At 61.2% G+C, this 25,421-nt stretch carries 12 protein-coding genes; 2 read left to right on the top strand and 10 right to left on the bottom strand.

The window, feature by feature from the left end; translation table 11 throughout:
• Positions 1-1,007: cation:proton antiporter (locus GZ093_RS12940; RefSeq protein ID WP_296486513.1), on the bottom strand; the 1,007-nt coding region annotated here is incomplete at its 3' end.
• 184 nt (positions 1,008-1,191) lie between these two features.
• Between GZ093_RS12940 and otsB the strand changes: the two genes are divergently transcribed.
• Both otsB and GZ093_RS12930 read left to right on the top strand, forming a co-directional pair.
• Positions 1,192-2,796 carry a trehalose-phosphatase gene (otsB, locus tag GZ093_RS12935; protein ID WP_296486512.1) on the top strand — a complete coding sequence of 535 codons (1,605 nt, stop codon included), beginning with the start codon at positions 1,192-1,194 and terminating at the stop codon, positions 2,794-2,796.
• On the top strand, positions 2,793-5,198 hold the full coding sequence (locus GZ093_RS12930; RefSeq protein WP_296486509.1) for a glycosyl hydrolase family 65 protein: 2,406 nt from the start codon (positions 2,793-2,795) through the stop codon (positions 5,196-5,198). The genes otsB and GZ093_RS12930 overlap by 4 nt, the downstream gene beginning before the upstream one ends.
• Before the next feature lie 17 nt (positions 5,199-5,215).
• Here the strand turns inward: GZ093_RS12930 and GZ093_RS12925 are convergent, their stop codons facing one another.
• From GZ093_RS12925 to GZ093_RS12885, 9 genes are all read right to left on the bottom strand, one after another.
• Entirely contained in the window at positions 5,216-10,321 is a 5,106-nt protein-coding gene (locus GZ093_RS12925) for a malto-oligosyltrehalose synthase (RefSeq protein ID WP_296486507.1), read from the bottom strand.
• Positions 10,314-12,170, bottom strand: a complete 1,857-nt coding sequence (gene treZ, locus GZ093_RS12920; RefSeq protein WP_296486505.1) for a malto-oligosyltrehalose trehalohydrolase — start codon at positions 12,168-12,170, stop codon at positions 10,314-10,316. Before treZ ends, GZ093_RS12925 begins: the two co-directional genes overlap by 8 nt.
• Positions 12,171-12,177: 7 nt before the next feature.
• The gene (glgX, locus tag GZ093_RS12915) at positions 12,178-14,337 is read right to left on the bottom strand and encodes a glycogen debranching protein GlgX (protein ID WP_296486504.1); all 2,160 of its coding nucleotides are present in this window, start codon (positions 14,335-14,337) and stop codon (positions 12,178-12,180) included.
• Positions 14,324-15,016: a hypothetical protein gene (locus GZ093_RS12910; RefSeq protein WP_296486503.1), complete on the bottom strand. Its 693-nt coding sequence runs from the start codon at positions 15,014-15,016 to the stop codon at positions 14,324-14,326. Before GZ093_RS12910 ends, glgX begins: the two co-directional genes overlap by 14 nt.
• A 40-nt stretch (positions 15,017-15,056) precedes the next feature.
• Positions 15,057-18,395, bottom strand: a complete 3,339-nt coding sequence (treS, locus tag GZ093_RS12905; RefSeq protein WP_296486502.1) for a maltose alpha-D-glucosyltransferase — start codon at positions 18,393-18,395, stop codon at positions 15,057-15,059.
• A 12-nt stretch (positions 18,396-18,407) separates the two neighbouring features.
• Positions 18,408-20,450, bottom strand: a complete 2,043-nt coding sequence (locus GZ093_RS12900; protein WP_296486501.1) for an alpha-1,4-glucan--maltose-1-phosphate maltosyltransferase — start codon at positions 20,448-20,450, stop codon at positions 18,408-18,410.
• Complete coding sequence (gene glgB / locus GZ093_RS12895; RefSeq protein WP_296486499.1) at positions 20,443-22,320, bottom strand: 1,4-alpha-glucan branching protein GlgB; 1,878 nt, start codon at positions 22,318-22,320, stop codon at positions 20,443-20,445. The genes GZ093_RS12900 and glgB overlap by 8 nt, the downstream gene beginning before the upstream one ends.
• A 111-nt stretch (positions 22,321-22,431) precedes the next feature.
• Complete coding sequence (locus GZ093_RS12890) at positions 22,432-24,663, bottom strand: trehalose-6-phosphate synthase (protein ID WP_296486497.1); 2,232 nt, start codon at positions 24,661-24,663, stop codon at positions 22,432-22,434.
• Positions 24,664-24,707: 44 nt separating this feature from the next.
• Entirely contained in the window at positions 24,708-25,232 is a 525-nt protein-coding gene (locus GZ093_RS12885; protein ID WP_296486495.1) for a MarR family winged helix-turn-helix transcriptional regulator, read from the bottom strand.
• Positions 25,233-25,421 lie beyond the last annotated feature (189 nt).

Genomic DNA, 25,421 nt, shown 5'->3' with positions numbered 1-25,421 from the left:
CCCACCGTGAGCAGCCGAGCCGCCAGTGTGACCACTATAGCCACGGCGGCGGCAATCAATTCGTTCATTGAAAACGTCACCAGCAGCACTTCCATGCCAATAAGAACGAACAGCGTGGCGTTGAGTATTTCGTCGAGTAGTTCCCAGAACATGTCCACATAGTGGCGCGTGGTGTCCGACATGGCCAGCGCGCGCCCGTGGTTGCCGATGATCAGGCCGGCCACCACCATCGCCAGCGGACCTGACACATGCAGCCGTGCCGCCAGCGCGTAGCCGCCGATGACCGCCGCCAGCGTGAGCAGCACTTCGACCTGGTAGTTGTCCACGCTCCTGAGCAGGACAAACGTCAGGTAGCCCAACACCAAACCAAGCAGCAGGCCACCACCGGCCTCGTGCAGCAGCAGCGTGACACCCTGGCCCAGCGTCGGTGTAATGCCGCTGGCCAGCATTCCCAACAGGAGCGAAAAAATCACCACCCCGACGCCGTCGTTGAACAGCGACTCACCTGCGATCACTAACTCCAGCTCCTTGGGTGCGCCAGCAGATTTGAGGATGCTCATGACGGCAATCGGATCGGTGGGGGAGATCAAGGCGCCAAACAGTAGGCAATAGACCAGCGGCAAAGGCAAGCCCACCAAGGGTAGCGTCCACCACATGCCAAAACCCACCACCAAGGTGGACAGCAGCGTGCCCAAGACCGCCAGTCCGCCCACTTGCCAGCGGTAGGCCTTGAGCTCGCTCAGGTCAATGTGCAGGGCACCTGCAAACAGGAGCAAGGACAGCATGCCCTGCATAAGCACGTCAGAAAAGTCAATCGAGCGCAACAGAGAGGCCTCGTACTCGCGCAGCACATGCGCCACACCCAGGGCATCGAGTCCAATCAGCGCCAGAGAAAACACCAGCGCCGCCGCCATCACGCCAATCGTGGTTGGCATCTTGATGAAGCGGTAATTCAGGTAAGCCAGCAAGGCGGTGATGACGAGGCAGATGGCAGCGATATTGAGCATAGGGGGGTGAGGGGCCCTTAGAATGAATCAGAATGTCTGATCCGGTCGACTTTACAACCGGATCTCTGCCCTCGCAGCATGGAAGATTCAGGTGGCGTATTGTCTGTTCTGTCGCGTCGGGCAGCAATCACAAAGACGGCAAGGCTGTTGCACAGCTGTCTCAACTTCACGGGAGTCAACGGACATGAATGCAAAGAACTCGGGCAATGATTCGCAATGTCTTACGCTTGGCAGGGCGGCATTTGACGCGATCATTTTCGATCTCGATGGCGTGGTCACCCGCACGGCCAAAGTTCACGCTACCGCATGGAAAACGCTGTTCGACGCGTTTCTTCAACAGCAGGCGGGTGCCACCGGCAAGCCCTTGCAGCCCTTCGATATGGACGTCGACTACCGCCGCCTGGTTGACGGCAAGCCGCGCTATGACGGTGTGGCCGATTTCCTCAAGTCGCGCGGTATCCATCTTCCCTACGGCGATCCGGCTGATCCGCCTGAGCGGGAGACCGTGTGCGGACTCGGCAATCGCAAGAACCTGCTGTACCTGCAAGCGCTGAAGCAGGGGGTGGAAGTGTATGACTCCACGATTGGGCTCATCCATCAGTTGCGGGCGCAGGGCTTCAAAACAGCCATCATCTCTGCCAGTAACAACTGCGCGCAAGTGCTTGAATCCGCCGGCATCACCGCTTTGTTTGACGTGCGCGTGGATGGGGTGGCGGCACAACGCCTGGGCCTGGCCGGAAAACCTGCGCCTGATGTATTCCTGGAAGCGGCGCGACAACTTGGTGTGAAACCGGCGCGCAGCGTGGTGGTGGAAGATGCGCTTGCCGGCGTGCAGGCAGGCCGACGTGGTGGCTTTGGCATGGTCATCGGCGTGGATCGTAACGGTCATCGACAAGAAAAGAAAGACGCAGGCGCGCACGTAGTTGTGGCCGACCTGGCGGAAGTCGGCATCGCGCGGGATACCGCTTCTGCTCGCCGGCGCAGTGCCGAACTTCCTTCCGCTCTGGCGGCGCTTGACGACATCAAAACCCGCATGAAGGGCAGGAACCTGGCGGTTTTTCTTGACTATGACGGCACGTTGACGCCCATTGTGCAACGCCCCGAGCTGGCACTGCTGTCCGACGACATGCGAGAGGCGGTGCGCGCATTGGCCCAAGGCTGCACGGTGGTCGTGATGAGTGGCCGGGATTTGCCCGATGTGCAGGCAAGGGTGGGTCTGAAAGACATTGTTTACGGCGGCAGCCACGGCTTTGAAATCCGTGGCCCCCAGGGCATGCACATCGAGCAACAGCAGGGCAGCGAATTTCTGCCCCAGCTCGACCTGGTCGAGCTGGGGCTGCGGCAGCGGCTTGGGCGCATTCCCGGCATTCTGGTCGAGCGCAAGAAATACTCCATCGCAGTCCATTTCCGCCTCGTTGGCGAGTCTGACCTGGACGCGGTAGAGCCCGCTGTCAATGCGGTGCTCGCCACACATCCGACACTGCGCAAGACCCACGGCAAGAAGATTTTTGAAGTGCAACCGGATATCGACTGGGACAAGGGCCGGGCCATGATCTGGCTGCTCGGCAAGCTCGGCCTGGAGCAATCCGATGCATTCGTGCTTTATCTTGGGGACGACATCACCGACGAAGATGCGTTCAGGTCGCTCAATGCGCGCGGCAACGGCATCGGCATCCTGGTGCGGGACGGGCCCCGCGACACCACAGCGCAGTACGCCCTGGACAGCGTTGAACAAGTTCGACGTTTTCTGAGTGAGCTTGCCACACTGAAAGATGGAAAAATGGCATGAGTCAGTGGTCCTTGATTTATGAAAACTTCGATCCGGCCCAGGAAATGCGGCGCGAGGCCCTGTGCACCCTGGGCAATGGCTATTTCGCCACGCGCGGCGCCGCGCCCGAAGCGGATGCAAACGGCGGGCACTATCCAGGCACCTATCTGGCGGGCGGCTACAACCGACTGGTGAGTCAGGTCGCTGGGCGCGAGGTGGAAAATGAGGACCTGGTCAATATGCCGAACTGGCTGCCCCTGACGTTCCGCATTGTCGGCGGCGAGTGGTTTGATTTGCATCGGGTCGACATACTGGCTTACCGGCAGGAGCTCGATCTCAAACAGGGTGTGCTGTTGCGCAGCCTGCGTTTCAAGGACGGTCAGGGGCGCGTGACCCGGCTGGCCAGCCGCTGCCTGGTGCACATGCAACAGCCGCACCTGGCGGCGTTGGAAACCACGCTGACCGCCGAAAATTGGTCGGGACGCATTGAAATCCGATCGGCGCTGGATGGCCGTGTTGTCAATGATGGCGTTGCGCGTTACCGGGGCCTCGGCAACCGGCATCTGGAGTTGCTGGAAACCCGTACGCTCGACGCTGAGACCCTGTTTCTCAGGGTGCGCACCAACCAGTCGCGTATTGAGGTGGTGCAGGCTGCAGCCACACGGCTGTGGGACAATGATCAGCCACTGTCCTGCGAGCGACAGACTCTTGTAGAGCCTGGATTTATTGGCCAGCTCATTGCGCTCGATATCGCAGAAGAAACACCTTTGAGCATTGAAAAGATCATTAGCTTGCACAGTTCGAAGGACAGAGCCATGTCAGAGTGCGGACGGGAAGCGCAAGAAAGCATCATGCGTGCAGGACGTTTCCGCGATCTTTTGCAAAGCCATGTGTTGGCCTGGGGCCACTTGTGGGGACGTTTCGATATGGGCATCGGAATGAACGGGCCGGAGCCGGGGCCGCCGACGGTTCTGGTGCTGCGGCTGCATATCTTTCACCTGCTGCAAACGGTGTCGCTGCACATCATGGACCTGGACGCGGGCGTTCCGGCGCGTGGGCTGCATGGCGAGGCTTACCGTGGCCATGTGTTCTGGGATGAGCTGTTTATCTTCCCGTTTTTGAATCTGCGCGTGCCAGAAATCACCCGCGCGCTGCTGATGTACCGCTACCGCCGCCTTGACGCGGCCCGTGCTGCCGCGCGCAAGGCCGGTTATGACGGTGCCATGTATCCCTGGCAGAGTGGCAGCGATGGGCGCGAGGAAACCCAGCGCCTGCACTTCAATCCGAAGTCGGGCCGCTGGAACCCCGACAAGAGTTACCTGCAGCGCCATGTCAACGCGGCCATCGCGTACAACATCTGGCAGTATTTTCAGGTGACTCAAGACATGGAGTTTCTGTCCTTTTATGGGGCGATCATGATGCTTGAAATCGCCCGCTTCTGGGCAAGCATTGCCACCTACAACGAGGAACTGGAACGCTATGAGATTCTGGGGGTGATGGGCCCAGATGAATACCACGATGCCTATCCGGATAGTGAACGGCCGGGGCTGGACAACAGTGCCTATACCAACCTCATGGCCGTGTGGGTGCTTTGCCGAGCGCTGGAAGTTCTGGAATTGCTGCCGCAGGAGCGGCGCCAGGAGTTGAGTGAGACGCTTGCGCTGCGCCCGGAAGAGTTGGCGCGCTGGGGTGACGTCAGCCGCAGGATGCGCGTGGTTTTCCACGGTGATGGCATCATCAGTCAGTTTGAACGCTACGACCGTTTGCAGGAGTTTGACTGGGAAGGCTACCGAAAAAAATATGGCGATATCCAGCGGCTTGATCGTGTTCTTGACGCCGAGGGCGACACGCCAAACCGTTACCAGGTCTCCAAGCAGGCCGATGTGCTGATGCTGTTCTATCTGTTCTCATCAGAAGAATTGAGCGCGCTCTTCAAGCGTCTTGACTACCCATTTGGATACGACACCATCCCGAAAAACATCGACTATTATCTCAAGCGGACCTCTCACGGTTCGACGCTGAGTCGTGTCACCCATTCTTGGGTGCTGGCGCGATCTGATCGCGAAGTTTCCTGGCGCCTATTTGCCGAGGCCTTGATGAGCGACGTGGAGGATATCCAGGACGGCACCACACCGGAAGGCATACATCTGGGCGCCATGGCCTCCACAGTGGACATGATGCAGCGTGCTTACACTGGGGTAGAGGCCCGCGAGGGCGTGCTCTGGCTCAACCCGCAGTTGCCCAAGACCATCGACAGTCTGTGCATGCATATCCACTACCGCAACAAGTCGCTAACCATCACGGTATCTGGCGACGTGCTAAAAGTTGAGGTGGCGGGCGTCTCGTCAGAGGCCATCAAGATCGGCTTCAAAAACGATATTTATGAACTCCGGCATGGGCAGACGAAGGAATTCACGCTGTGACGCAAAGCAGGACGGCGTCAAGCCGAACCAAGTAGCGCGGCGGCCGGCAGGCGTGCAAATGCTGTGCCCAACGCGATGCAACCGCGCTCGACTACAAGTATCTCGTCGGTGAGTACATTGATCAGTCGTGTGCCGTCGGGCAGGTTGATCGCGACTTTGGTGTCCGACCACACGGACTCGCCCAATGGCGGGAGGATCGCCTCGCCGAGCAGCCGGGCGAATAAGCGCCCGGCAAGGACCACCAGCGTTGCGCCGTTGTGGCGGCGCGTGAACGCGACCACATGCTCGGCGTGCACGCCACTGACCTTGAGCGCTGTGTAGTCTCCATCGCGAAACAGCGCTGGCCGTTCGCGCCGTAGCCGCAATAGACGCCACGTGATCCACAGCTTCGCCTGACCATCCTGCGGTGTGGCCATTAGCGCTGGCAACTGGGCTGGATCGAGGGTTTCCAGTGAGGCAAGACTTTGATTCAGCGATTCAAAGTCAACGGGCCGCCGATTGTCCGGATCCACCAGCGTCAGGTTGATGGTTTCGTGGCCCTGGTACACATCGGGCACGCCGGGTGAGGTGAACTTGAGCAACGTCGTGCTCAGGCTGTTAAGCGCGCCGAGCCGTGCCATCGTGGCGCCGAGTGCCTGCAGTTCGGTGAGGAAGGTGTTGTTTTCAATGTGCCCGAGCAGTGCCCGAACAAAGCCTTCGAGCGCAGCCTCGTAGCTTTCATCCGGATGCGTCCAGCGGGTGTAGAGCTTGGCTTCGCGTGCCGCTTTTTGCATGTAGAGCACGATGCGTTCGCGGTAAGGCACCAGCGTCGCTTCGTCCAATTCGCCTGCTGGCAGCGTGCCCAGCAGTGTCTGATATAGCAGGTATTCGTCGGCACGCGAGGGCGTCCCCGCGGTTGCGCCGGCCGCCTCCAGCTTGTGGCGCAGACCGCGGTGGTGGGCGCGCCAGCGGCGCAACGCCAGTCGCCAGCGTGCCGGCATTTCAGACAACACGTTGATACGACTGCGCACGTCCTCCGAGCGCTTGTTGTCGTGAGTGGACGTGGCCAGCATGTTGTGGGGCCAATGCTGGGCCCTTGCGGCGCTGGCGCTGTGAAAGTCAGCCATCGTGAATCCGAAGTGGGTTGGATCACCGCCAACCTCGTTGAGCGAGCTTAAGGGAAAGTAGCGGTAAAAGGCGGTGTCTTCGACACCTTTGGCTGCTACCGGTGCGCTGAACTGTTGAAACCGGATTGCAAAGCGGCGCACCCGTTCAATCAGACTGTCAGACGCATCGGGCAGCGCCTGCCCCAGCAGCGTTTGGCGCACAAATCCGAAGATCGACAGGTCAGCGTCCTGGCTGTGGCGAACGGCATCGCGCACCGCCCAGTCGACGTAGCGCTGGTCCTGCACGGAGGCTTTTTCAATGAAGTAGGTACGATAGACCGGCAAGCAGGCAGCGACCTCGGTCAATGCTCGGCGCAGCGCATTAAGTGTGTAGTCGCGAGTTCGCCGGTCAGAGCGTGCGATGCGCAGCAACTCGGTTGACAGCACATTGAGTTCGGAGGCCAGCGCCGTGCGAATGATGTCGCGCTTGCCGGCATACGCCAGTTGGTTGAAACTCTCGCTGACGGCGGTGAAGTTGCGCCAGATCAACTCAAATTTGGCCGCCGCCGAAGAATCAATAAACAGACCATTGACCAGATTGGCAAAACGGTAGCCAGTCATGCCGTGGATGTGCCAGTCGAGCGGTATCTCCTCGTGCGGTGCCGCGATCTTTTCCGCCACCACATAGAGCGGGCGCGTCGGCCGACCCTGCTCATCCTGGCTGGTCAACAGGAGGCCGGCACGTCGCGCGTAGCCGTCCTGCAACTGCCGGAAATAGCGGGCCGGATCGTAGAGCCCGTCTGGATGATCTATGCGCAGTCCGTCCACCAGGCCGGCTGCCGCGAGGTCCAGCGCGAACGACTGCGTGGCTTCAAATACGTCTTCGCGTTCCATGCGCAGGGCGGCGAGTTCGTTGATGTCGAAGAACCGTCGGTAGTTGATCTCGTCGGCCGCGACGCGCCAGTAGGCGAGCCGATAGGCCTGCGTCTCGATCAGCGCATGCAGCTCATCGCGGGCGCCGGCCAGATTGAGTTCCGCCACCACGCTGGCGATGGTCTGCGTCACGCTCGCATGGCGTGCCGCCAGCCGCGCCAGTCGGGTCTTTAGAAGCTCCTTGTCACGCGCGCGCTCAGCCCGCGCGGCGGGGTCGCTGGCGTCGCGTCCGGGCAGGTGGCCGAAAGCGGTGGCCGTGCTGGCCAGACTGGCGGCCAGATCAACATCGCCGAGTCGTGCCTGTGCCAGCATCAACACCAGCGGGTAACTCTCGGGCGCCAGCGGAAAGCGATGGTCAAAGTAAAGCAGCGCCAGGCTGCCGGCCTTGTCGTCAAAGTGCAGCACGATCTTGCCGCTCATGAGGACATCGCCATAGTGGTCACCCAATACCGGGAGTAGGACTTTGCCGGTCAGTTCGCGGTTGAGCGGCTGCCAGTCGATGTCGAAGTGCTGGGCAAAAAGTGAGGCCGGTCCGTTCTCCAGCACGTCCATCCACCAAGCATTGTCGCCGCCCATGACGCCCATGTGGTTGGGTACCATGTCGAGCAGCAGGCCCATGCCGAGTTCGCGCAGCGCTAGCGCGAAGCGGTCGAAGCCTTCTCGTCCACCGAGCTCGGGGTTGACCTCGTTGTGTGCCACCACGTCGTAGCCGTGCATGCTGCCGGCGCGCGCCCGCTGGATCGGCGAGCAGTAAACATGACTCACGCCCAGTCTCGCGAGGTAGGGCAGGATGCGGATGGCATCCATGAAAGTGAAATCCTTGTGAAACTGAAGCCTATAGGTGGCGCGCGGCACGATCGTCTGGGCTCCGCTGCGGTGGGATGCCACACGGGAGCGGCGTGGCCGCAGCCCGGACAGGATACGACTCAGACTCAGCATCGCTTCGCTGCTGGTCAGTGCTGGCAGATCCAGCGGCAGCTTGCGCCGCCAGTTGGGTTGCTCGTCAGTGGTGCCGGGCATGCTAATTTGCTCAGCGACGCCGAGCAAGTCCTCAAGCTGGAAGGTCATGAGTCCGCACGGCGTTGCCGCCAAAAACGCGTGCACTGCCTGCACGGCGTGCGCCGACAGGTCTGGCCCGCCCAGCGCATCGGTCATTTCGGCCATCGACAGCAAATCGGCGCGGCGCAGCGCCGACAGGAGCCGCACGCGCGCCTGGGCACGGTCCAGCAGTTGGTTCTCGAAGCCCTGCAAGTCCGGAAACAAACCAAGCTGCGGGCGCAGGTCCAGTCCGCGCCACCAACCGGCCAGTGTCGCCAGATCGTGCGTACTGACCGCCACCATTGCATTCGTCGGGTAGTCGGTCGCCGGTCTGAATTCGCCATTGTCCTGGCGTTCGAAGTACAGCACGCGATAAGACAGCACATCGAAACGCGACAGAGCGGCACGCACCTCGTTGGCCACGGTGCCCAGGTCATCGCCGATTACCATGCAGCGGTTGCGCTGGCTCTCCAAGGCCACGATGGCCAGCATCTCGTCCAGCGCGTAATGCACGTAGGTACCTTCGCGCGCGGTCTGTCCGGGCGGTATCCAGAACAGGCGCATCAGGCCCATCACATGGTCAAGGCGCAGGGCGCCCGCACCGCGCATGGTGCCGCGCAAGGTGTCGATGAAGTAGCGATAGCGGCTGGCGCGCAGGCGGTCGGGCCGCAGTGGCGGCAGGCCCCAGCCCTGACCGTTTGGCTTGAACTCATCGGGCGGTGTGCCGATGCTGGCATCCGGGGCAAAACAGGCGCGCTCGCTCCAGACATCGGAACCCGCGCGATCGGCCGAGACCGCAAGATCAACATACAGGCCCACTCCCATACCCAGTGCCTGGCAATAGTCGCTCGCGCGCGCCAGTTGGCCAGCCGCCAGCCACTGCAGATACTGGTGAAATTGCACACGCTCGGCGTGTCGTTTCGCGAATTGCGTGACCTCGTTGCTGGCGGGATCGCGATAGGCTGGCGGCCAGACCGGCCAACCCAAAATGGAGCCGTCGGAGGCATGAAAATGGGCCTGCAGCGCCTCAAACAGTGCGTGGCGCAACAGTGCCTCACCTCCTTGCGCCACAAAAGCGAGAAAAGCGTGCCCGCGGTCGTCACGCGCCTGTGCGCCTTCGGACGCCAGGTGGTTTTCCCGGAAGTGGCTGAACAGCAATTCGAGCGCCTCGAATTTGGCCGCGGCAACGCCAACATAGTCGACCAACGGCGCCTCGCGCAAGTGGGCCAGCCGGCCCTGAAATTCGGCAGAATGGACAAGCCGCCGCAACGGTTCACAACTGGCATAGTTATCGACCGCCTCGACATCGATGTACAGCACGTTGAGTTGCAGGCGTGACGAGGGGCTGTACGGGCTGGCATGGGCCGGGTTGTGCGCGAACAGCGCGTGCAATGGGCTGAGTCCAATGATGTCGGCACCGCGTTCGGCCATCTGTCCGACCAGCTGCGCCAGGTCGCTGAAGTCGCCCATACCCCAGTTGCGCCGGGAACGCAGCGCGTACAGCTGTACGGTGGGGCCCCAGACTCTGCCGCCGTTTTGCAGCCCCGCCGGACGATAGCAACGCTCGGGAGCGCTGATCACCAGTGTCTCGCCGGCCAGATCCGCCACGCTGAGGCGATGGTAGCCAGCGGCCAGCCGCAGGCTGAACGACAGCTTGCGCTCGCACCAGGCGACACCGTCGAGTTCGGTGCGGGCGATCTCGGGCACCGCATCGGCTGCGACCTCGCCCTGGTGAACGGTGCCGGTTTCGTCGCGCAGTTGCCAGCGGATGTGGGTCAGCGAGGCGGGCAGACGCAGCGACAAGTCCCATTCCGAGGTCGACGCCTGAATCGCGACCACCGGCGGCAGCGCCTGGCACCAGGCTGATCGCTGCACGGCGCCGAGCGCCCCTGGCGCACTTGATTCGTCAGCCAATCTGACACCGAATTCCGAAAGCAAGGCCAGCAGGCGCGCGCGCGCCACCCGGTGACGCGTGCCCCAAATGTCATCATATTCAGTGGCGATGCCAAAGTGCTCGCACAGCTGGCTCAGTGCCTGCGCATTGCGCTCGGTCGACAGTTTAGGCAAGGTTGACCTCCTGCAGCGTCAGAGCCACTGCGCCACGCATGAGTCGCAGCGCGGCGCCCGCGTCGGACTCAATGCCGATGCCATAGAGGAGTTCGCCCGGCGACGCCACTACGCCCGCGCGGGCCTGCGCTCCAAAATGCGCGAGCAAATGCAGGCGTGCACGGCAAGATGGAGTGCCCGCGTGGCCGAGCGTCCATTCAACCCGCAGCGTATCTCCCTCGCAGTGAAAGTGCCCGGCGCCTTGTTGGCCGGCCAGCAGTGGAACCAGTCGGCTTTGGCGCAGATGCAGCAGGTGGCGAACCTCCGCGAGCCAGTCTTTGTGCGGCGCGGTGTCACGCTCCTCCCAGCGTAGCTTGGATGCGAGGAAAGTCGCTTCAATGTTGGGGTCAGGAATGCATGCTTGCGCGGCCTCACTGGCAAACGCAGCGAAGCGCCCGAATTCAGAACGCCGCCCCCTCGACACAGCGTCCGCCAGTTCGGGTCCGAAATCGCAGAAGTATTGAAAAGGCGTGGAAGCTGCGAACTCCTCACCCATGAACAGCATGGGTGTGTGCGGCGACAGCAAAACACAGGCGCAGGCGGCACGTACCAGCGTCGGATCGCCCAGCGCATGTATGCGTTCGCCGAAGGCGCGGTTGCCGACCTGGTCGTGGGACTGCAAGAAAGAGACAAAGGCCACCAATGGCAGTTGCGTGCTCGGCTCGCCGCGCCGCTCGCCATGACGGAACGGCGAGGGCTGCCCCTGGTAGATGAAGCCCTGCGCCAACGCCCGCCCGAGTTGGGCCACCGGTGCGTCGGCGTAGTCAGCGTAGTAGCCATCGGTCTCGCCGGTGGTCAGCACATGGACGGCATGGTGCAGATCGTCGTTCCATTGCGCTGTGCCGATGAGCGGGTCGCCGCTGGGGTCGCGCGCCAGAAAGGATGCCTGGTTGCCATCATTTTCGAGAACCACATGTACTTGTCGCTCACGACCCGGGCCGGCGCGCAGTGCTTCGCAGATCTCGCGCACGATATGGCATTCGGAGTCATCGCGTATGGCGTGAATGGCATCCATGCGCAGACCGTCGAACTGGAATTCTTCCACCCAGTAAAGTGCGTTATGCACGAAGAAGTCGCGCACTGTGCGCGAATCGGTGCCGTCGTAGTTGATGGCCGCGCCCCAAGGCGTCTGGTGCGCAGGATTAAAAAATTGAGGGCAGTAGGCATGCAGGTAGTTGCCCTCCGGCCCGAAGTGGTTGTACACGACGTCAAGGAGCACCATCAGGCCGAGCCCATGAGCGCCGTCGACCAGTGCCTTGAGTTCATCGGGTGTGCCGTAGGATGCATCGGGCGCGAAGGGCAGTACGCCGTCATAGCCCCAGTTGCGTTGGCCCGGGAAGTCGGCCAGCGGCATCAGCTCGACGGCGGTGATGCCGAGTGTGACGAGTTCCGCCAAGCGGCTTTGTGCCGCCGAAAATGTACCCTCGGGGGTGAAGGTGCCAACATGCAATTCGTAAATCACTGCCTCTTGCCAGGGGCGGCCCCGCCAGGTGCCGTTCCGCCACAAGTAGGCGTGCGGGTCCATCACCTGGCTGGCACCGTGCACATCGCCGGGGTTGCAGCGCGAGGCCGGATCGGGCGCGCGCAGGCCGTCGGGAAGGCTGTAGCGGTAGTTGTCGCCGGCCTGCGCGCCGGGCAGCGTCAGCCGGTGCCAACCGTCGGCGCTTCGCATCATCTGGTGCGCGTGGGCGCTGGCGTCAGGCCCGTGCTCAAGCATGACTTTTTCAACCCCTGGTGCCCACAGCGCAAAGCGCACGCCATTGCCAGACAGCACACTGGCGCCAAAAGGCATGACATGGGCATGTTTCATGGTCACTTCATGCAAGCTTCCTGGCGCGGGTCAGCAGTACCAGGGAGCGAGATTGCAGCGGATAGCTCGCCTGCCCCCACGCTGGTGGCGAAGCGAGCGGTAGACCGTTGTCGGCCGGTGGAAGGGTGTGGGTCGCGGTGTCGAGCAGCAGCAGCCATTCGCCCCCGCGCACCGACGGCAGGGCAAAGGCTATCTCGGCATGGTGGCTGTTCAGGAGCAGCAGAAAGTCATCGTCGTGCAGTGTTTCGCCACGTGCGCCCCGCTCCGAAATGCCACAGCCCGACACCAGCATCGCCAGGCATCGCGCCTGGTTGTCGCTCCAATCCTTCCCCATCATATCGCCGCCGTCGGGTTTCAGCCAGCACACATCCTTATCCGTGTCGCCCTCCTGCGGCTTACCTTCGAAGAAGTTGCGCCGACGCAGAGACGGGTGTGCCCGGCGCAGCAGGATCAAGCGTTGCACAAAGGTATGCAAAGCGTCGCGCTCTGGACTCGGGGTCCAGTCCAGCCAGGCCAGTTGGTTGTCCTGACAATAGACGTTGTTGTTGCCCAGTTGCGTGTGGCCGCGTTCGTCACCGGCCAGCAGCATGGGCAAGCCTTGTGAGAGCAGCAACGTGGCCAACAGGTTGCGCTTCTGGCGCTCCCGCAGAGCGAGAATAGCGGGGTCGTCACTTTCGCCCTCGGCGCCGCAGTTCCAGGACAGGTTGTGGTTGTTGCCGTCGCGGTTATCTTCGCCATTGGCCTCGTTGTGCTTGTCGTTGTACGAGACCAGGTCGCGCAGCGTGAAGCCGTCGTGCGCCGTGACGAAGTTGATGCTGGCATGGCTGCGCTTGCCCGACCAGCCATAGAGGTCATGCGAGCCGGTGAGGCGCTGGGCAAGCTCGCCGATCTGCCCGTCGTCGCCTTTCCAGTACGCGCGCATGCCGTTACGGTAGCGGTCGTTCCACTCGGCCCAGCCGTGCGGGAAGTTGCCAACCCGATAACCACCGGTTCCCAAATCCCAGGGCTCGGCGATCAGCTTGACCCGGTTGAGCGTCGGGTCCTGGCGGATAGCGTCGAAAAAACCGCCCAGGTTCTCCACCTCACCGGCTTCGCGCGCCAGCGCGGAAGCAAGGTCGAAGCGAAAACCGTCGACATGCATCTCTTCAACCCAGTAGCGCAAGGAGTCCATCATCAACTGCAGGGCTCGCGGGTGCTCAATGTTGACGGTGTTGCCGCAGCCGCTGAAGTCGTCGTAATACCGGTGGTTGTCCGCACTGGCAATGTAATAGGACGCGTTGTCGATGCCGCGCAGGGAGAGCGTGGGTCCAAGCTGATTGCCCTCGCAGGTATGGTTGTAGACCACGTCAATGATCACCTCGATGCCGGCTGAGTGCAGCGCCTTGACCATGGTCTTGAATTCCTTGACCTTGCCCGACGCGCTGTAGCGCACCTCTGGGGCGAAGAAGCCCAGGGTGTTGTAGCCCCAGTAGTTTGAAAGCCCCTTGCTGGCCAGGTGGCGTTCACTGACGTAACTGTGCACCGGTAGTAATTCAACCGTCGTGACCCCCAGGCGCTTCAGGTAGTCGACCACGGAGGCGCAGCCGAGCCCCGCGTAGGTGCCGCGCAACTGCGCTGGCACCTCCGGATGGGTCATGGTGAAGCCGCGCACGTGCAACTCATAGATGACCATGTCTTGCCACGGTATCTCGGGCCGGCGATCGTCGCCCCATGTGAAAGCGGGCTCGAGCACGCGGCTCTTGGGCACCAGCGGCGCACTGTCGCGGCGGTCGAACGAGAGGTCCTCGCGCTTGCTGCCGATGGTGTAGCCATAGAGTGCATCGCCCCAGCGCAAGTGACCGATAAGGTCTTTGGCATAGGGATCAACCAACAGCTTGTTGGGGTTGAAGCGGTGGCCCTCCTCGGGTTTGTAGGGCCCGTGCACGCGGTAACCGTAGGCCAGACCCGGACGGGCCTCGGGCAGGTAGCAGTGCCAGATGTCGTCGGTGCGTTCGCGAATCTCGATGCGCTGGCGTTCCTGGCGGCCGGTCTCGTTGAACAGACACAACTCTACTTTTTCGGCATGTTGCGAGAACAGCGCAAAATTGACGCCTTCGCCGTCCCAGTGAGCGCCGCGCGGATAGGCGCGGCCGGGCCAGATTGCGGTGATCAGCTCATTTGTTTTCATGGTTGAGGGTGTCCCTGGCCTTCTTGTCGCGCGGCCACCAGTGCTCAATGCGCTCCGCCGCCCAGTCCCGGCCACCCAGACCAAAGGCGAGTGCCAGCGCAAACACGATGCCGGCAAGAATCACCAGGAAGCTCTCGCGAATAATGTCGCCTCCGACCTTGATCTGCTCCAGTGCAATCAGAACCACGAAAGCCATGATGGCGTACTGCGCCAGCTTGCCCAGGAGGCTCGCATCCGGCAGCTTGAGGCTGCTGACGACAGTGTTTCCGACGAAGCGCGCGAAGTAAGAACCGAACGCCAGCACCCCCAGCGCAACAAAGACATTCGGAATAAACCACACCACGCGCGACAGCAGATCCGTGATGTAGGTCAGGCCGAGTCCGTTAAAGGCAATCAGCAAGGCCGCCAGGATGACCAGCCAGTACAGGAGCATGCCGAAGAGGGAGGTCGTGTCACCGGACATACCACCCTGGCGCAGGAAGTTGTCCAGGCCCGAGCGCTCGGTGAGGACGTTGAAATTAATCGCACGCAATGCCTTGGTCACCGCAATACGTGCCACCTTGGCGAGTAGCCAGCCAGCCAGAACCACCACCACGGCGATCAGCAGGCGTGGAAGGAACGCACCAATCTGAAAAAGGATGGCTCGCAAGGGTTCGAGCTGAATGTCCAGTTTTTCCATGATATCTACTCCAGTTGGGGTTGCGGGTGCAAAGCCGACCTCAGCGCGCCGGGCCCGTATCAGGGGCAATCAGGGCCAGGATACCTTGCAAGGGCACCTGGATCCAGTCGATGCGATTATTGAGCTCGTATCGGAGTTCGTAAAGTGCCTTTTCAAGTTCGAACAAAGCGAGCAGGTCCAGGTCAACCGGCTGCCCCGATTTGACTGACACCATGGTGTGCTCGTAGGCCGCCAGGAAAGCCTCGCGGGTGCTGCGTTCCCACTCGCGCACTGCGGGTTCCAGTTGGTCAAGCTCCGCAGCATTTTGTGCCACGCGCCGCAGCGCTGACCAGCGTGCATAGTTGAAGGACCGCAGCATGCCGGCCACGTCGCGCAAAGGTGAACTCTTGGTGCGGCGTTCTTCAAAGCTGCGGGCTGGCTCACCCTCGAAGTCGATAATCACGAAATCGTTGCCGGTTACGAGGACTTGGCCCAAATGGTAGTCGCCGTGGTAGCGTGTTTTGACGCTGACCTTACCCTCGGTCCTGACGTCAGCGATGCGAGCCAGCAGGCGCTCCTGTTGGGACAACAGGGCTTGGGCTCCAACTTGGGCGGCTACGGGCAATTTTGTCTGGTGCTCGCGCAGCAGTGACAGCGTAGCGGTGGCCTCTCTGGCCGCACGTTCCTTGAACGCGACGACATCTTTTGACAAGAGAGGCTCGGGGTCGAAGGCCGGCTCTGCTGTGTGCTGCGCCAATGCGAGGTGAAGCTCCGCAGTACGCTGGCCGAGCATGGTGGCCAAAGCCAGGAAGCCGCCATGCCTTTCGCCTGCGGCGGCATTGGCGTCGCCCGAGATGCGTAACTCCTCCAGGAAGCGCTCGACGTAACGTGATGTGTAGTCCCAACCATCCCCTTGATTGGGCACGTAACCCTGGATTAGGGCCAATGTCATGACATTGCCGTCGCTCATGAAGTACTCGAGTGCGCCCAGCACCGGGACGCAGTTCGGGTAACGTACGACTTCAGTCAGGAAGCGACCCATCTCCAGTTCGGGGTTCAAGCCTTGGCGCAGACGACGGTAACCCTTGAGAAAAAGCGTGTCATTCAGGGTGACAACCGTGTTGCTGCTCGTCGTGCTCGGACGCGATACCGTCAGCGAGGCGATATCGGAGGCGAAGTCTTTGAACACCATAGTGGGCTTGAATTGCATGCGTCCGGCGGCGGTGGCAATTTCGATGCCGGCGCCGATAGCCTGGACCACGGCGCGGCAGAAGGCCGGGTCGTAGAAGGCATCGCCCATAATGCCAGCGTTGGCCTGCTGGCGTACCTTGGCCAGCGCGGCGGGCGTGAGATTGGCGATGCGCTCTTCATCGCGATCCTCCCACGCCAGTGCCAGCGGCATGAAATAGGTCGATTCCCCGACGGGTCCGTCCAGTTTCAGGATGGGCAGCATCCAGCTGAATTTGCCTGCCTCCCACACCGCATGATCGACCAACCGGGCGCGTTCAATGGGCGTGCCCTTGGATGCATACCAGCGCTGGATTTCGATATGACGCGGCAGCGTGTCAGTTTCGAATTGTGTGCGCATGCGGTCGGCCATTCCGATTCGCCACGGCATGACGCGTTCGCGGAAGAAGCTTGTCCAGCCGTCAAATAGCACCAGCGTAGGGCGGTCCTGTAGGGCCACGTGCTCCTGATGCCAGCTTGGAACTTCAGCATCGGTGGCGAGCCGGAACCAGTAGAAACCGAATGACGGAAGCGTCAACAAGTACGGCAACTCGCCAATCGGCGGGAAAGAGGTGCGACCCAGCATCTCGACGGGCACGCAGCCCTTGTAGGCCGACAATTCCAGTTCCACCGGCTGCGCCGCGCGTGACAGATTGAACACGGCCAGGAGGGTGTCGTCCCCGTACGAGCTCAGATACGCCAATATCTTGCGGTTGCCTGGCTTGAGGAAGATTCGCTTGCCGCGGCCGAATGCATGGCTGCTTTTGCGCACAGCGAGCATCCGCTTGGTCCAGTTCAGCAGCGAGCTGATGTCGCGCGCCTGAGCCTCAACATTGAGGGCCTCGTAGCCGTACATCGGATCCATGATGGGTTGCAGGTACAGGCGTTGCGGATCGGCCCGGGAGAAACCCGCGTTGCGGTCGGGGCTCCACTGCATCGGAGTGCGCACGCCGTTGCGGTCACCGACGAACATGTTGTCGCCCATGCCGATCTCGTCACCGTAGTAGATGATCGGCGAACCGGGCATCGACAGCAGCATTGCATTCATTAATTTGATGCGATCCGCGTCGTTTTCCATCAGCGGGGCCAGACGGCGGCGGATGCCCAGGTTGATTCGTGCCCGCGGGTCAGCGGCATACATGCGGTACATGTAGTCCCGTTCCTTGCTGGTCACCATTTCCAGGGTCAGTTCGTCGTGGTTGCGCAGAAAGATGGCCCATTGGCAGCCGTCAGGGATTTCTGGCGTTTGCTGCATGATTTCAATGATGGGGTGCCGGTCTTCCTGAGCGATTGCCATGTACATGCGTGGCATCAGCGGGAAGTGGTAGGCCATGTGGCACTCGTCGCCGTCGCCGAAGTATTCCCGAACATCCTCGGGCCACATATTGGCTTCAGCCAGCAGGAAGCGGTTCTTGTACTGCGCGTCGATGGCAGCGCGCAACTGTTTGATCACCGCGTGCGTCTCTGGCAGGTTCTCGTTGCTGGTGCCATCACGCTCGATGAGGTATGGGATGGCGTCGAGTCGGAATCCGTCAACTCCCATGTCGAGCCAGAATCGCATGGTCTTGAAGATGGCTTCAAGCACTTTTGGATTGTCGAAATTCAGATCAGGCTGATGACTGAAGAAGCGGTGCCAGAAGAAGGCCTTGGCCACCGGGTCCCAGGTCCAGTTGGAGGTCTCTGTATCGGTGAAGATGATGCGCGTGTCTTTGTATAGTTGATCACTATCGCTCCAGACATAGAACTCGCGTTCGGGCGAGCCCGGGGGCGAGCGTCGCGCTGCCTGAAACCACGGGTGATCGCTCGATGTGTGGTTCATGACGAGCTCTGTGATCACCCGCAAGTCGCGCTTGTGCGCCTCGGCCAGCATCTCACGAAAGTCGTTGAGCGAGCCGTACTGTGGATGAACGTCTTCATATTCCGCAATGTCGTAGCCATCGTCACGCAGGGGCGAGGGATAGAAGGGCATCAGCCAGACGGTGTTAACCCCCAGGTCACGGACATAGTCCAGCTTGGCTGTGACGCCCTTGAAGTCGCCCATGCCGTCATCGTTCGAGTCAAAAAAGGCCTTGACGTTGAGTTGGTAGATGACGGCGTCACGGTACCACAGCGGATCGTCCCTGTTATCGATCTCGACTGTGTCGAGTGTCAGACTGGTCGCAGGTGCATTCATGGGTGGCCGGTTTCAAAGGTAGTAGTCGAAATCGCGTTCATCTCGCATGCGCCGGCGCACCACGAAGACGTGTGCAGGCACGCTGTGTGGATCAAGCCGGATGTAGTGGTGCTGCCCCTTCCACAGAAAGCGCTGGTTGCTTAGCAGGTCGTGCATCTGAAACGGATGCGAAGCATCCACCCCGATCGATTCGGGGTCCAATTGGACCGTGCCTGACTGAACATTGTGGGGGTCAAGATTGACCACCATGACCACCACGTTGTTGCCGTCCTTTGAGGTTTTCGCGTAGGCCAGAATTTGGTCGTTGTCGATGGGCAGGAAGCGCAGGTCGTGATCGGCATGCAGGGCAGGGTTGTCGCGGCGGATCTGATTGATGCGGGTAATGAAGGGTGCAAGGCTATCTGGATCATCATAGTTCCAGTTGCGCAGTTGATACTTTTCGGAGTTGAGGTACTCCTCGCTACCGGGCGACTTCGGCAAATGTTCGCGCAACTCGTAGGCCGGGCCATATATGCCATAGCTTGCCGCCAGTGTGGCGGCGAGTACCAGGCGTGCCATAAACATCGCGGGCTCGCCACTTTGCAGTTGTTCGTGCAGGATGTCGGGCGTATTGGGCCAGATGTTGGGGCGAAAGTAGTCGATACGCGGGCCGCTTGAGAGCTCGGTGAAGTACTCGGTCAGCTCCTGTTTGCTGTTGCGCCAGGTGAAGTAGGTATACGACTGCGAGAAGCCAAGCTTGGCTAGACGGTGCATGACCTTTGGCCGCGTGAAGGCTTCGGCCAGGAAGAGAACATCGGGGTGCTCGCGCTTGATTTCGCCGATGGCCCACTCCCAGAATGGAAAGGCCTTGGTGTGCGGGTTGTCTACGCGGAAGATTTTTACGCCCTCAAGAATCCAGTGATCGAACACGCTTTTGAGCTCGGCCCACAAGCCGCGCCAGTCGTCACTCTCGAAATTGAATGGGTAGATATCCTGGTATTTCTTCGGTGGATTCTCGGCGTACTGGACGGTGCGATCCGGACGCCATCGGAACCAGCTCGGGTGCGTCTTGACGTACGGATGGTCGGGCGCGCACTGGAAGGCAATATCGAGCGCAATCTCGAGCCCGAAGTCAGCGGCCCGCTCCAGCAACTGTCGGAATTCTTGCGCCGTACCGAGTGCCGGCAGGATAGACTTGTGGCCACCCTCGGCGGCGCCGATCGCCCAGGGACTGCCAACATCGTCAGGGTCGGCCAGCAGCGCGTTGTTCTTGCCCTTGCGCTGCACCCGACCGATGGGATGAATCGGGGGAAAGTACAACACATTGAAGCCCATCGCCGCGATGGCTGGCAAGCGCGCTTGCACGTCCTTGAAGGTGCCGTGCCGCCACTGCTCGGGTGAGGCGGAGCGCGGGAACAGCTCGTACCAGCTGCTGAAGCGCGCCCGTGCGCGGTCCGCAACCAGCGGCAGCTGCGGGGCGGAGTATGCGGCGTGTTTGCGGTCGGGATAGCGTTCAGCCAACTCGGCCATGGCATTGTCCAGCGCCAGCGCCTTGACGGTCTTCGCATCAGTCGCGGGCTCGGCCGCGGCCGTCACTAAAGCCTTGGCCCAGCGGGCCAGCGTCTCGCCGTCTGCGCAGGGCGCGCGCGCTGCGGCTGCCGCGATCTCGATCGCTCCGACCTGCGATGCAATGCGGATGTCATCGTCATCGACGCGGCGCGACATGTCGTGGCGCCATGACTCGAAGGGATCAACCCAGGCTGTGACCGAGTAAAGATAGCGCCCGACGGCAAGGGGCGTGAACTCAGCAATCCAGACGTCATTGCCCAGCGGCTTCATGGGGACTTCGTGCACCTCGGCCTGTTCTTCCATATGCCAGCGCAGCATGACGCGCAACACATCGTGGCCATCGGTGAAGCAATGGGCCGTAACTGCCATGCTTTCACCCACCACGCGTTTCACCGCAAAGCGGCCGCCGTCCACGTTGGGAAGTACAGCGTCAATGACGGCGCGGACGCGCCCGTCCACAATGGTGGCGTCAGGGAGGATGGGATGGGTGGCGGCGGTCTTAGTCATCGGGTACGTGTTCCAAGATGATGGTGCAAAGTGGTGGCAAAGTCAGGCACACCGAATGCGTTCGACCATGGAATCGCACCGGAGATGCTTGGACCCCACCCAGGTTGCCCCAGCCCGCGCCACCGAATTCGCTGGCGTCGCTGTTGATCACTTCACGCCAGAAACCGCCCAATGGCACGCCGAGCATGTAATTGGTGCGCGGGACCGGCGTCATATTGCTGACCACCAGCAAGGTGGCTCCGCCCTCGCGTGGCTTGCGCAGGAAGGCGAACACGCTGGTATCAGCCGCGTCGGCCTCCACCCATTCAAACCCGGCGGGAGAAAAATCCAATTGGTAAAGGGCCGGCTGGCGGCGATACACCCGGTTAAGCTGCGCCACGTAGCGTTGTAGTTCGGCATGGCCTTCCAGCGCTGTCACCCACCATTCCAGCTCGCCGTCGTGGGCCCATTCGCGCCGCTGGCCGAACTCGCCGCCCATGAAAAGCAGCTTCTTGCCAGGATGCGCCCACATGTAGCCGAACAGCGCACGCAGGTTGGCAAACTGCTGCCAGGTGTCGCCGGGCATCTTGCCCAGCAGCGACCGTTTGCCGTGCACGACCTCGTCGTGTGACAGCGGCAGAACGAAATTCTCATTGAAGGCATACACCAGCGAGAAAGTCAACTTGTGATGGTGGTGTTTGCGGTGGACCGGCTCTTGCTGCATGTACGCCAGCGTGTCGTGCATCCAGCCCATGTTCCACTTCATGCCAAAACCCAGCCCATCCATGTCGGTCGGCCGCGACACGCGCGGCCAGGCGGTCGACTCCTCGGCGATGGTGAGCGTATCAGGATGCTCACGGTACACGGCTTGGTTCAGCGTTTGCAGGAAATCGACGGCCTCCAGGTTTTCCCGGCCGCCAAGACGGTTTGGAATCCACTCGCCCTGCTTGCGGGCATAGTCAAGGTAGAGCATGGAAGCAACGCCGTCTACGCGCAGGCCGTCCAGGTGGTACTTGTCAAGCCAGAACAGCCCTGACGAAATCAGGAAGCTGCGTACTTCATTGCGCCCATAGTTGAAGATGCTCGAGTTCCATTCGGGGTGGAAACCCTGACGTGGATCGGAATGCTCGAACAGGTGAGTGCCATCGAAATAGCCAAGCCCGTGCTCATCCGTCGGAAAGTGCGAGGGCACCCAGTCCAGCAGCACGCCAATGCCCTGTTGGTGCAGGTGGTCGACGAAATACATGAAGTCCTGCGGTGTGCCGTAACGCGACGTCGGCGCAAAATAGCCCGTCGTCTGGTAACCCCATGAGCCGTAAAACGGATGCTCGGTCACCGGCATCAATTCAACGTGGGTGAAACCCATTGCATTGACATAGTCGGCCAGCGCGTGTGCGAGTTCGCGGTAGTCCAGGAATTGCCCGTCCTTGCGCCGCCAGGAGCCGAGATGGACCTCATACACGGACATCGGCGCATCGAGCGCATTCTTGGGGCCGCGCGATGACATCCATTGATCGTCTTGCCAGTCGTGTTCAAGGCTCCAGATGCGTGACGCCGTCGCGGGGGGCGCTTCGGCATAGAACGCAAATGGATCCGCCTTGTCCACGACATAGCCGCCATGGCGCGAGTGAATGCGGTACTTGTAGCCTTGACCACGCAGCGCGTTTTCGGCGAAGCCCTGCCAGATCCCTGAGCCGTCGGCGCGCAGAACAAGGTGATCCGCATCGCCGGACCAGTAGTTCCAGTCGCCCACGACAGAGACGGACTCGGCATTGGGCGCCCAAACGGCGAAGTTCGCGCCACCGTGCACCTGCAGGTGGCAGCCCAGTTTGTTGTACAGCTTCGCGTGTGTTCCCTCACGGAACAGATAGATATCGTGGTCGCTCTTCATGGTGTTTTCAGCTTAGCACACAGCGCGCATTTGTGAGCCACCCCGGTCGCAAAGCAGGCTCGTCGGCTGGCCACCTTCGGTGCAATCGCAAAGCGGCAAGGGCCGTGAATTTCATAGCGTCGAAGTACTGGCCTGATCAGTCAGCCGACTGCGCCGACGTTTCGTGGCGGCATCAAGCAGCATGCGCCCTGCCCAGCGGAAGACGTTGAATTCGGCCACCAGACCGCGCATCAGACGCATGCGGTCGCGCTGCTCGACGTCGGGCATGCTCAAGGCCAGGTGCAGGGCGGCCGCGCACTGGTCGGCATCGTAGGGGTTGACGATCAGCGCCTCGGGCAACTCGCGGGCGGCCCCGGTGAACTCGGACAGCACCAGGACACCGCGTTCGTCGTCGCGAGCGGCGACGAACTCTTTGGCCACCAGGTTCATGCCGTCGTGCAGGCTGCTGACAAAGCACAGGTCAGCGGCGCGGAAATATTCATAGACCTGCGGTGGCTCATGTTGCTCGATCTTGAGAATGATGGGCGCTGGCCCGTGGCGATCGAAACGTGCATTGATGCGTGTGGCCAGCGTGCGTACCTGCGCCTCATGGTGCTGGTATTCGTCGATGCCCGAGCGCGTCGGCGCGGCGATCTGGACAAAGGTGAAGCGGCCGATCCAGTCCGGGTTCAATTCCAGCAGGCGTTCAATGGCACGAAAGCGCTCCAGGATGCCTTTGGTGTAGTCGAGCCGGTCCACGCCGATGCCCAATTTGTGCTCGGGCGGCAAGTCGTTGATCTGGCGAATGTGGCTGCGGCAATCGGGCACGCTCTTTTGCAGCAGTTCCGGGTCGGGTGGCCAGGCGATGGAAATCGGGTAACGCCGCACGGCGGTGAGCTTGCCGCCAAACGATACGTTGAAGGATTCACGGTCGACCCGTGCCTCCAGAAAGCGGTCGACCGTGTCGACGAAATTGTTGCAGTGCGACTGGGTGTGAAAACCCATGATGCTTGAGCCCAGCATGCCAGCCAGGATTTCTTCCCGCCAGGGGCAAATGGCAAACGACTCGGGGTTGGGCCAGGGAATGTGCCAGAAACTGATGATGGTGGCCTCAGGCAACTCGTCGTGAATCATTTTGGGCAAGAGCGCAAAGTGGTAATCCTGCACCAGCACAATCGGATTCTTGGTCTTGGCCTCGCTCACCACGGCCTTGGCAAACTTGCGGTTGACCGCGACGTATTGCGTCCAGTCGCTGGAGCGAAAGATAGGCCGCACATGGGCGATGTGGCACAGCGGCCACAGCCCCTCGTTGGCAAAACCGTAGTAGTAACCAGCCTCTTCCTCGGGCGTGAGCCAGACGCGGCGTATGTGGTAGGCGGGCTTCTCCGGTGGCACGGCCACGCGGTCGTGCTTGTCAACCACGTCGTGGTCGGCTGAGCCACTGCCATGCGCAATCCAGGTGCCCGAGCAGGCGCGCATGATGGGTTCCAGCGCCGTCACCAGGCCGCTGGCCGGGCGCTGCACCTCGATACGTTCGCCGCGCCGTTGGTGAATGTAGGGCTCGCGGTTGGACACCACAATCACGTCCTCGCCGCGCAGCTCGCCATGCAAAATGGTGCGCAGGGTTTCTGCGGTCCAGGTAAGCTGGCTTTCGTCACGTGCTCGGGTCTCGGACTCCAACTCACTGATGAGTCGCTGCAGATCACGTGCGATCGGCGTAAAGCCGCGCAGGCTGGGCGAGGCGTTGACCTGAGGCCGGCGCAACAGCCCCTCGCCGCGCAGCAGGGCGCGAACGCCGGCCATCCAGCCGCGCCAAGAGAGCTCGGCCACAATGACCGTGACGAGCGAGACCACCCCTGCCAGCGCCATGAAAACGTAGAACAGGTAGCGTTTGGTTTCTTCGCTGCGCCGGGTCACGAAGCTCATGTCGTGTACCACGACCAGCTGGCCGGTCGGCATCGCCTCACTGGCCATCGGTTTCACTGCGACGTGCAGTGGCCCCTGGGCGCTGGGCAACAAGTGGTCGCTCGGCCCATCCCAGCGTTCAAGATTGTCACAACGAATTTCCGCCGGCAGTGAACGGCTGGCCAGTATGAGGGCCGTTGGGGAGGCACAGTAGCCGACAGCAAAAATCCGCTCATCCTGCGTGATGCGGTTGAAAAAATCTGCAATTCTTGCCTTCTTTCCAGCCGCAAGCTGTTCCTGCAGAGGCTCCTGAAAAGTGCTGGCAATCAACGACGAGCGGCTGTCGAGATCGCGCACAAACCAACTCAGCGTCAGTCGGTCGATCAGGGGCGCGACGGTGTAGGCGATGCCCGCCAGCACCAGCAGCAATGGCAGAACGAAGCGTAAAGAGAGTCGCATGTCTTTCCTTCTTGCGTTGTTTCAAGCGCCGACGGGTCTTGTGTCTACAAATGGGCCAAAGGGATGCCCGCGGCCTTTTCATCGGCTTTGAGCAGGGAAATCAGTTCGCTCAAGTCCTGATCCAGTCGCAGCAAGGTTGCTGCGGAGAGCTGGTTGAGGGCTCCTGGCAGGATGCCCTCAAACGGTCCCGGCACCTGGCTCAAAATAGCCAATCCAGCGGGCAGGATTTGGAGCTCAACTTGACGCCGGTCAGCACTTGCCTTGCGCATGCTGATGAGCTCTTTGCGCTGCAGCAATTTGACCAGATTGCTGGCCGTGGACTGATGGATGTCCATGCTCTTTGCCAAGGCGCCGACACCAAGGCCGGGCTGATTCCTGATGACATTCAAGGCCCAGACTTGGGCGCCCCCTAAACCTACCTGCTTTTCAATTTCCTGAAAATGAGCGCGCACGGCGTTGAAAACGATGCGAAAACGCCGCAGTACCCGCGCCGAGCTGGTTGGGTTGTCATTGTCCAGCGTGTTCAGGGGCATGTTGGGTTCTTGGGCGAGAGAAGGTGTAGGGCTCATGATGGACGCATTTTCAGGCCTGGGCGAGTTGGCTGCGCATCTTTCTCATCAACAGATCGTCAAAAGTATAGAAACCCTTGCTGCAACCGGCCAATTCAGTCAGGGCAAAAGCCGCCCCGGTGCCGAAGGCCTTGCGCTCAATCGAGTTGTGAATGATGCGCAGCGTCTGGTACGGAAAGCCAAAAATGA

The sequence above is a fragment of the Rhodoferax sp. genome (genome assembly GCF_010365055.1).
Taxonomy (GTDB): domain Bacteria; phylum Pseudomonadota; class Gammaproteobacteria; order Burkholderiales; family Burkholderiaceae_C; genus Rhodoferax.
The sequence above is the reverse complement of the archived record's forward strand: the minus strand, read 5'-3'. Positions and strand labels throughout refer to the sequence as shown.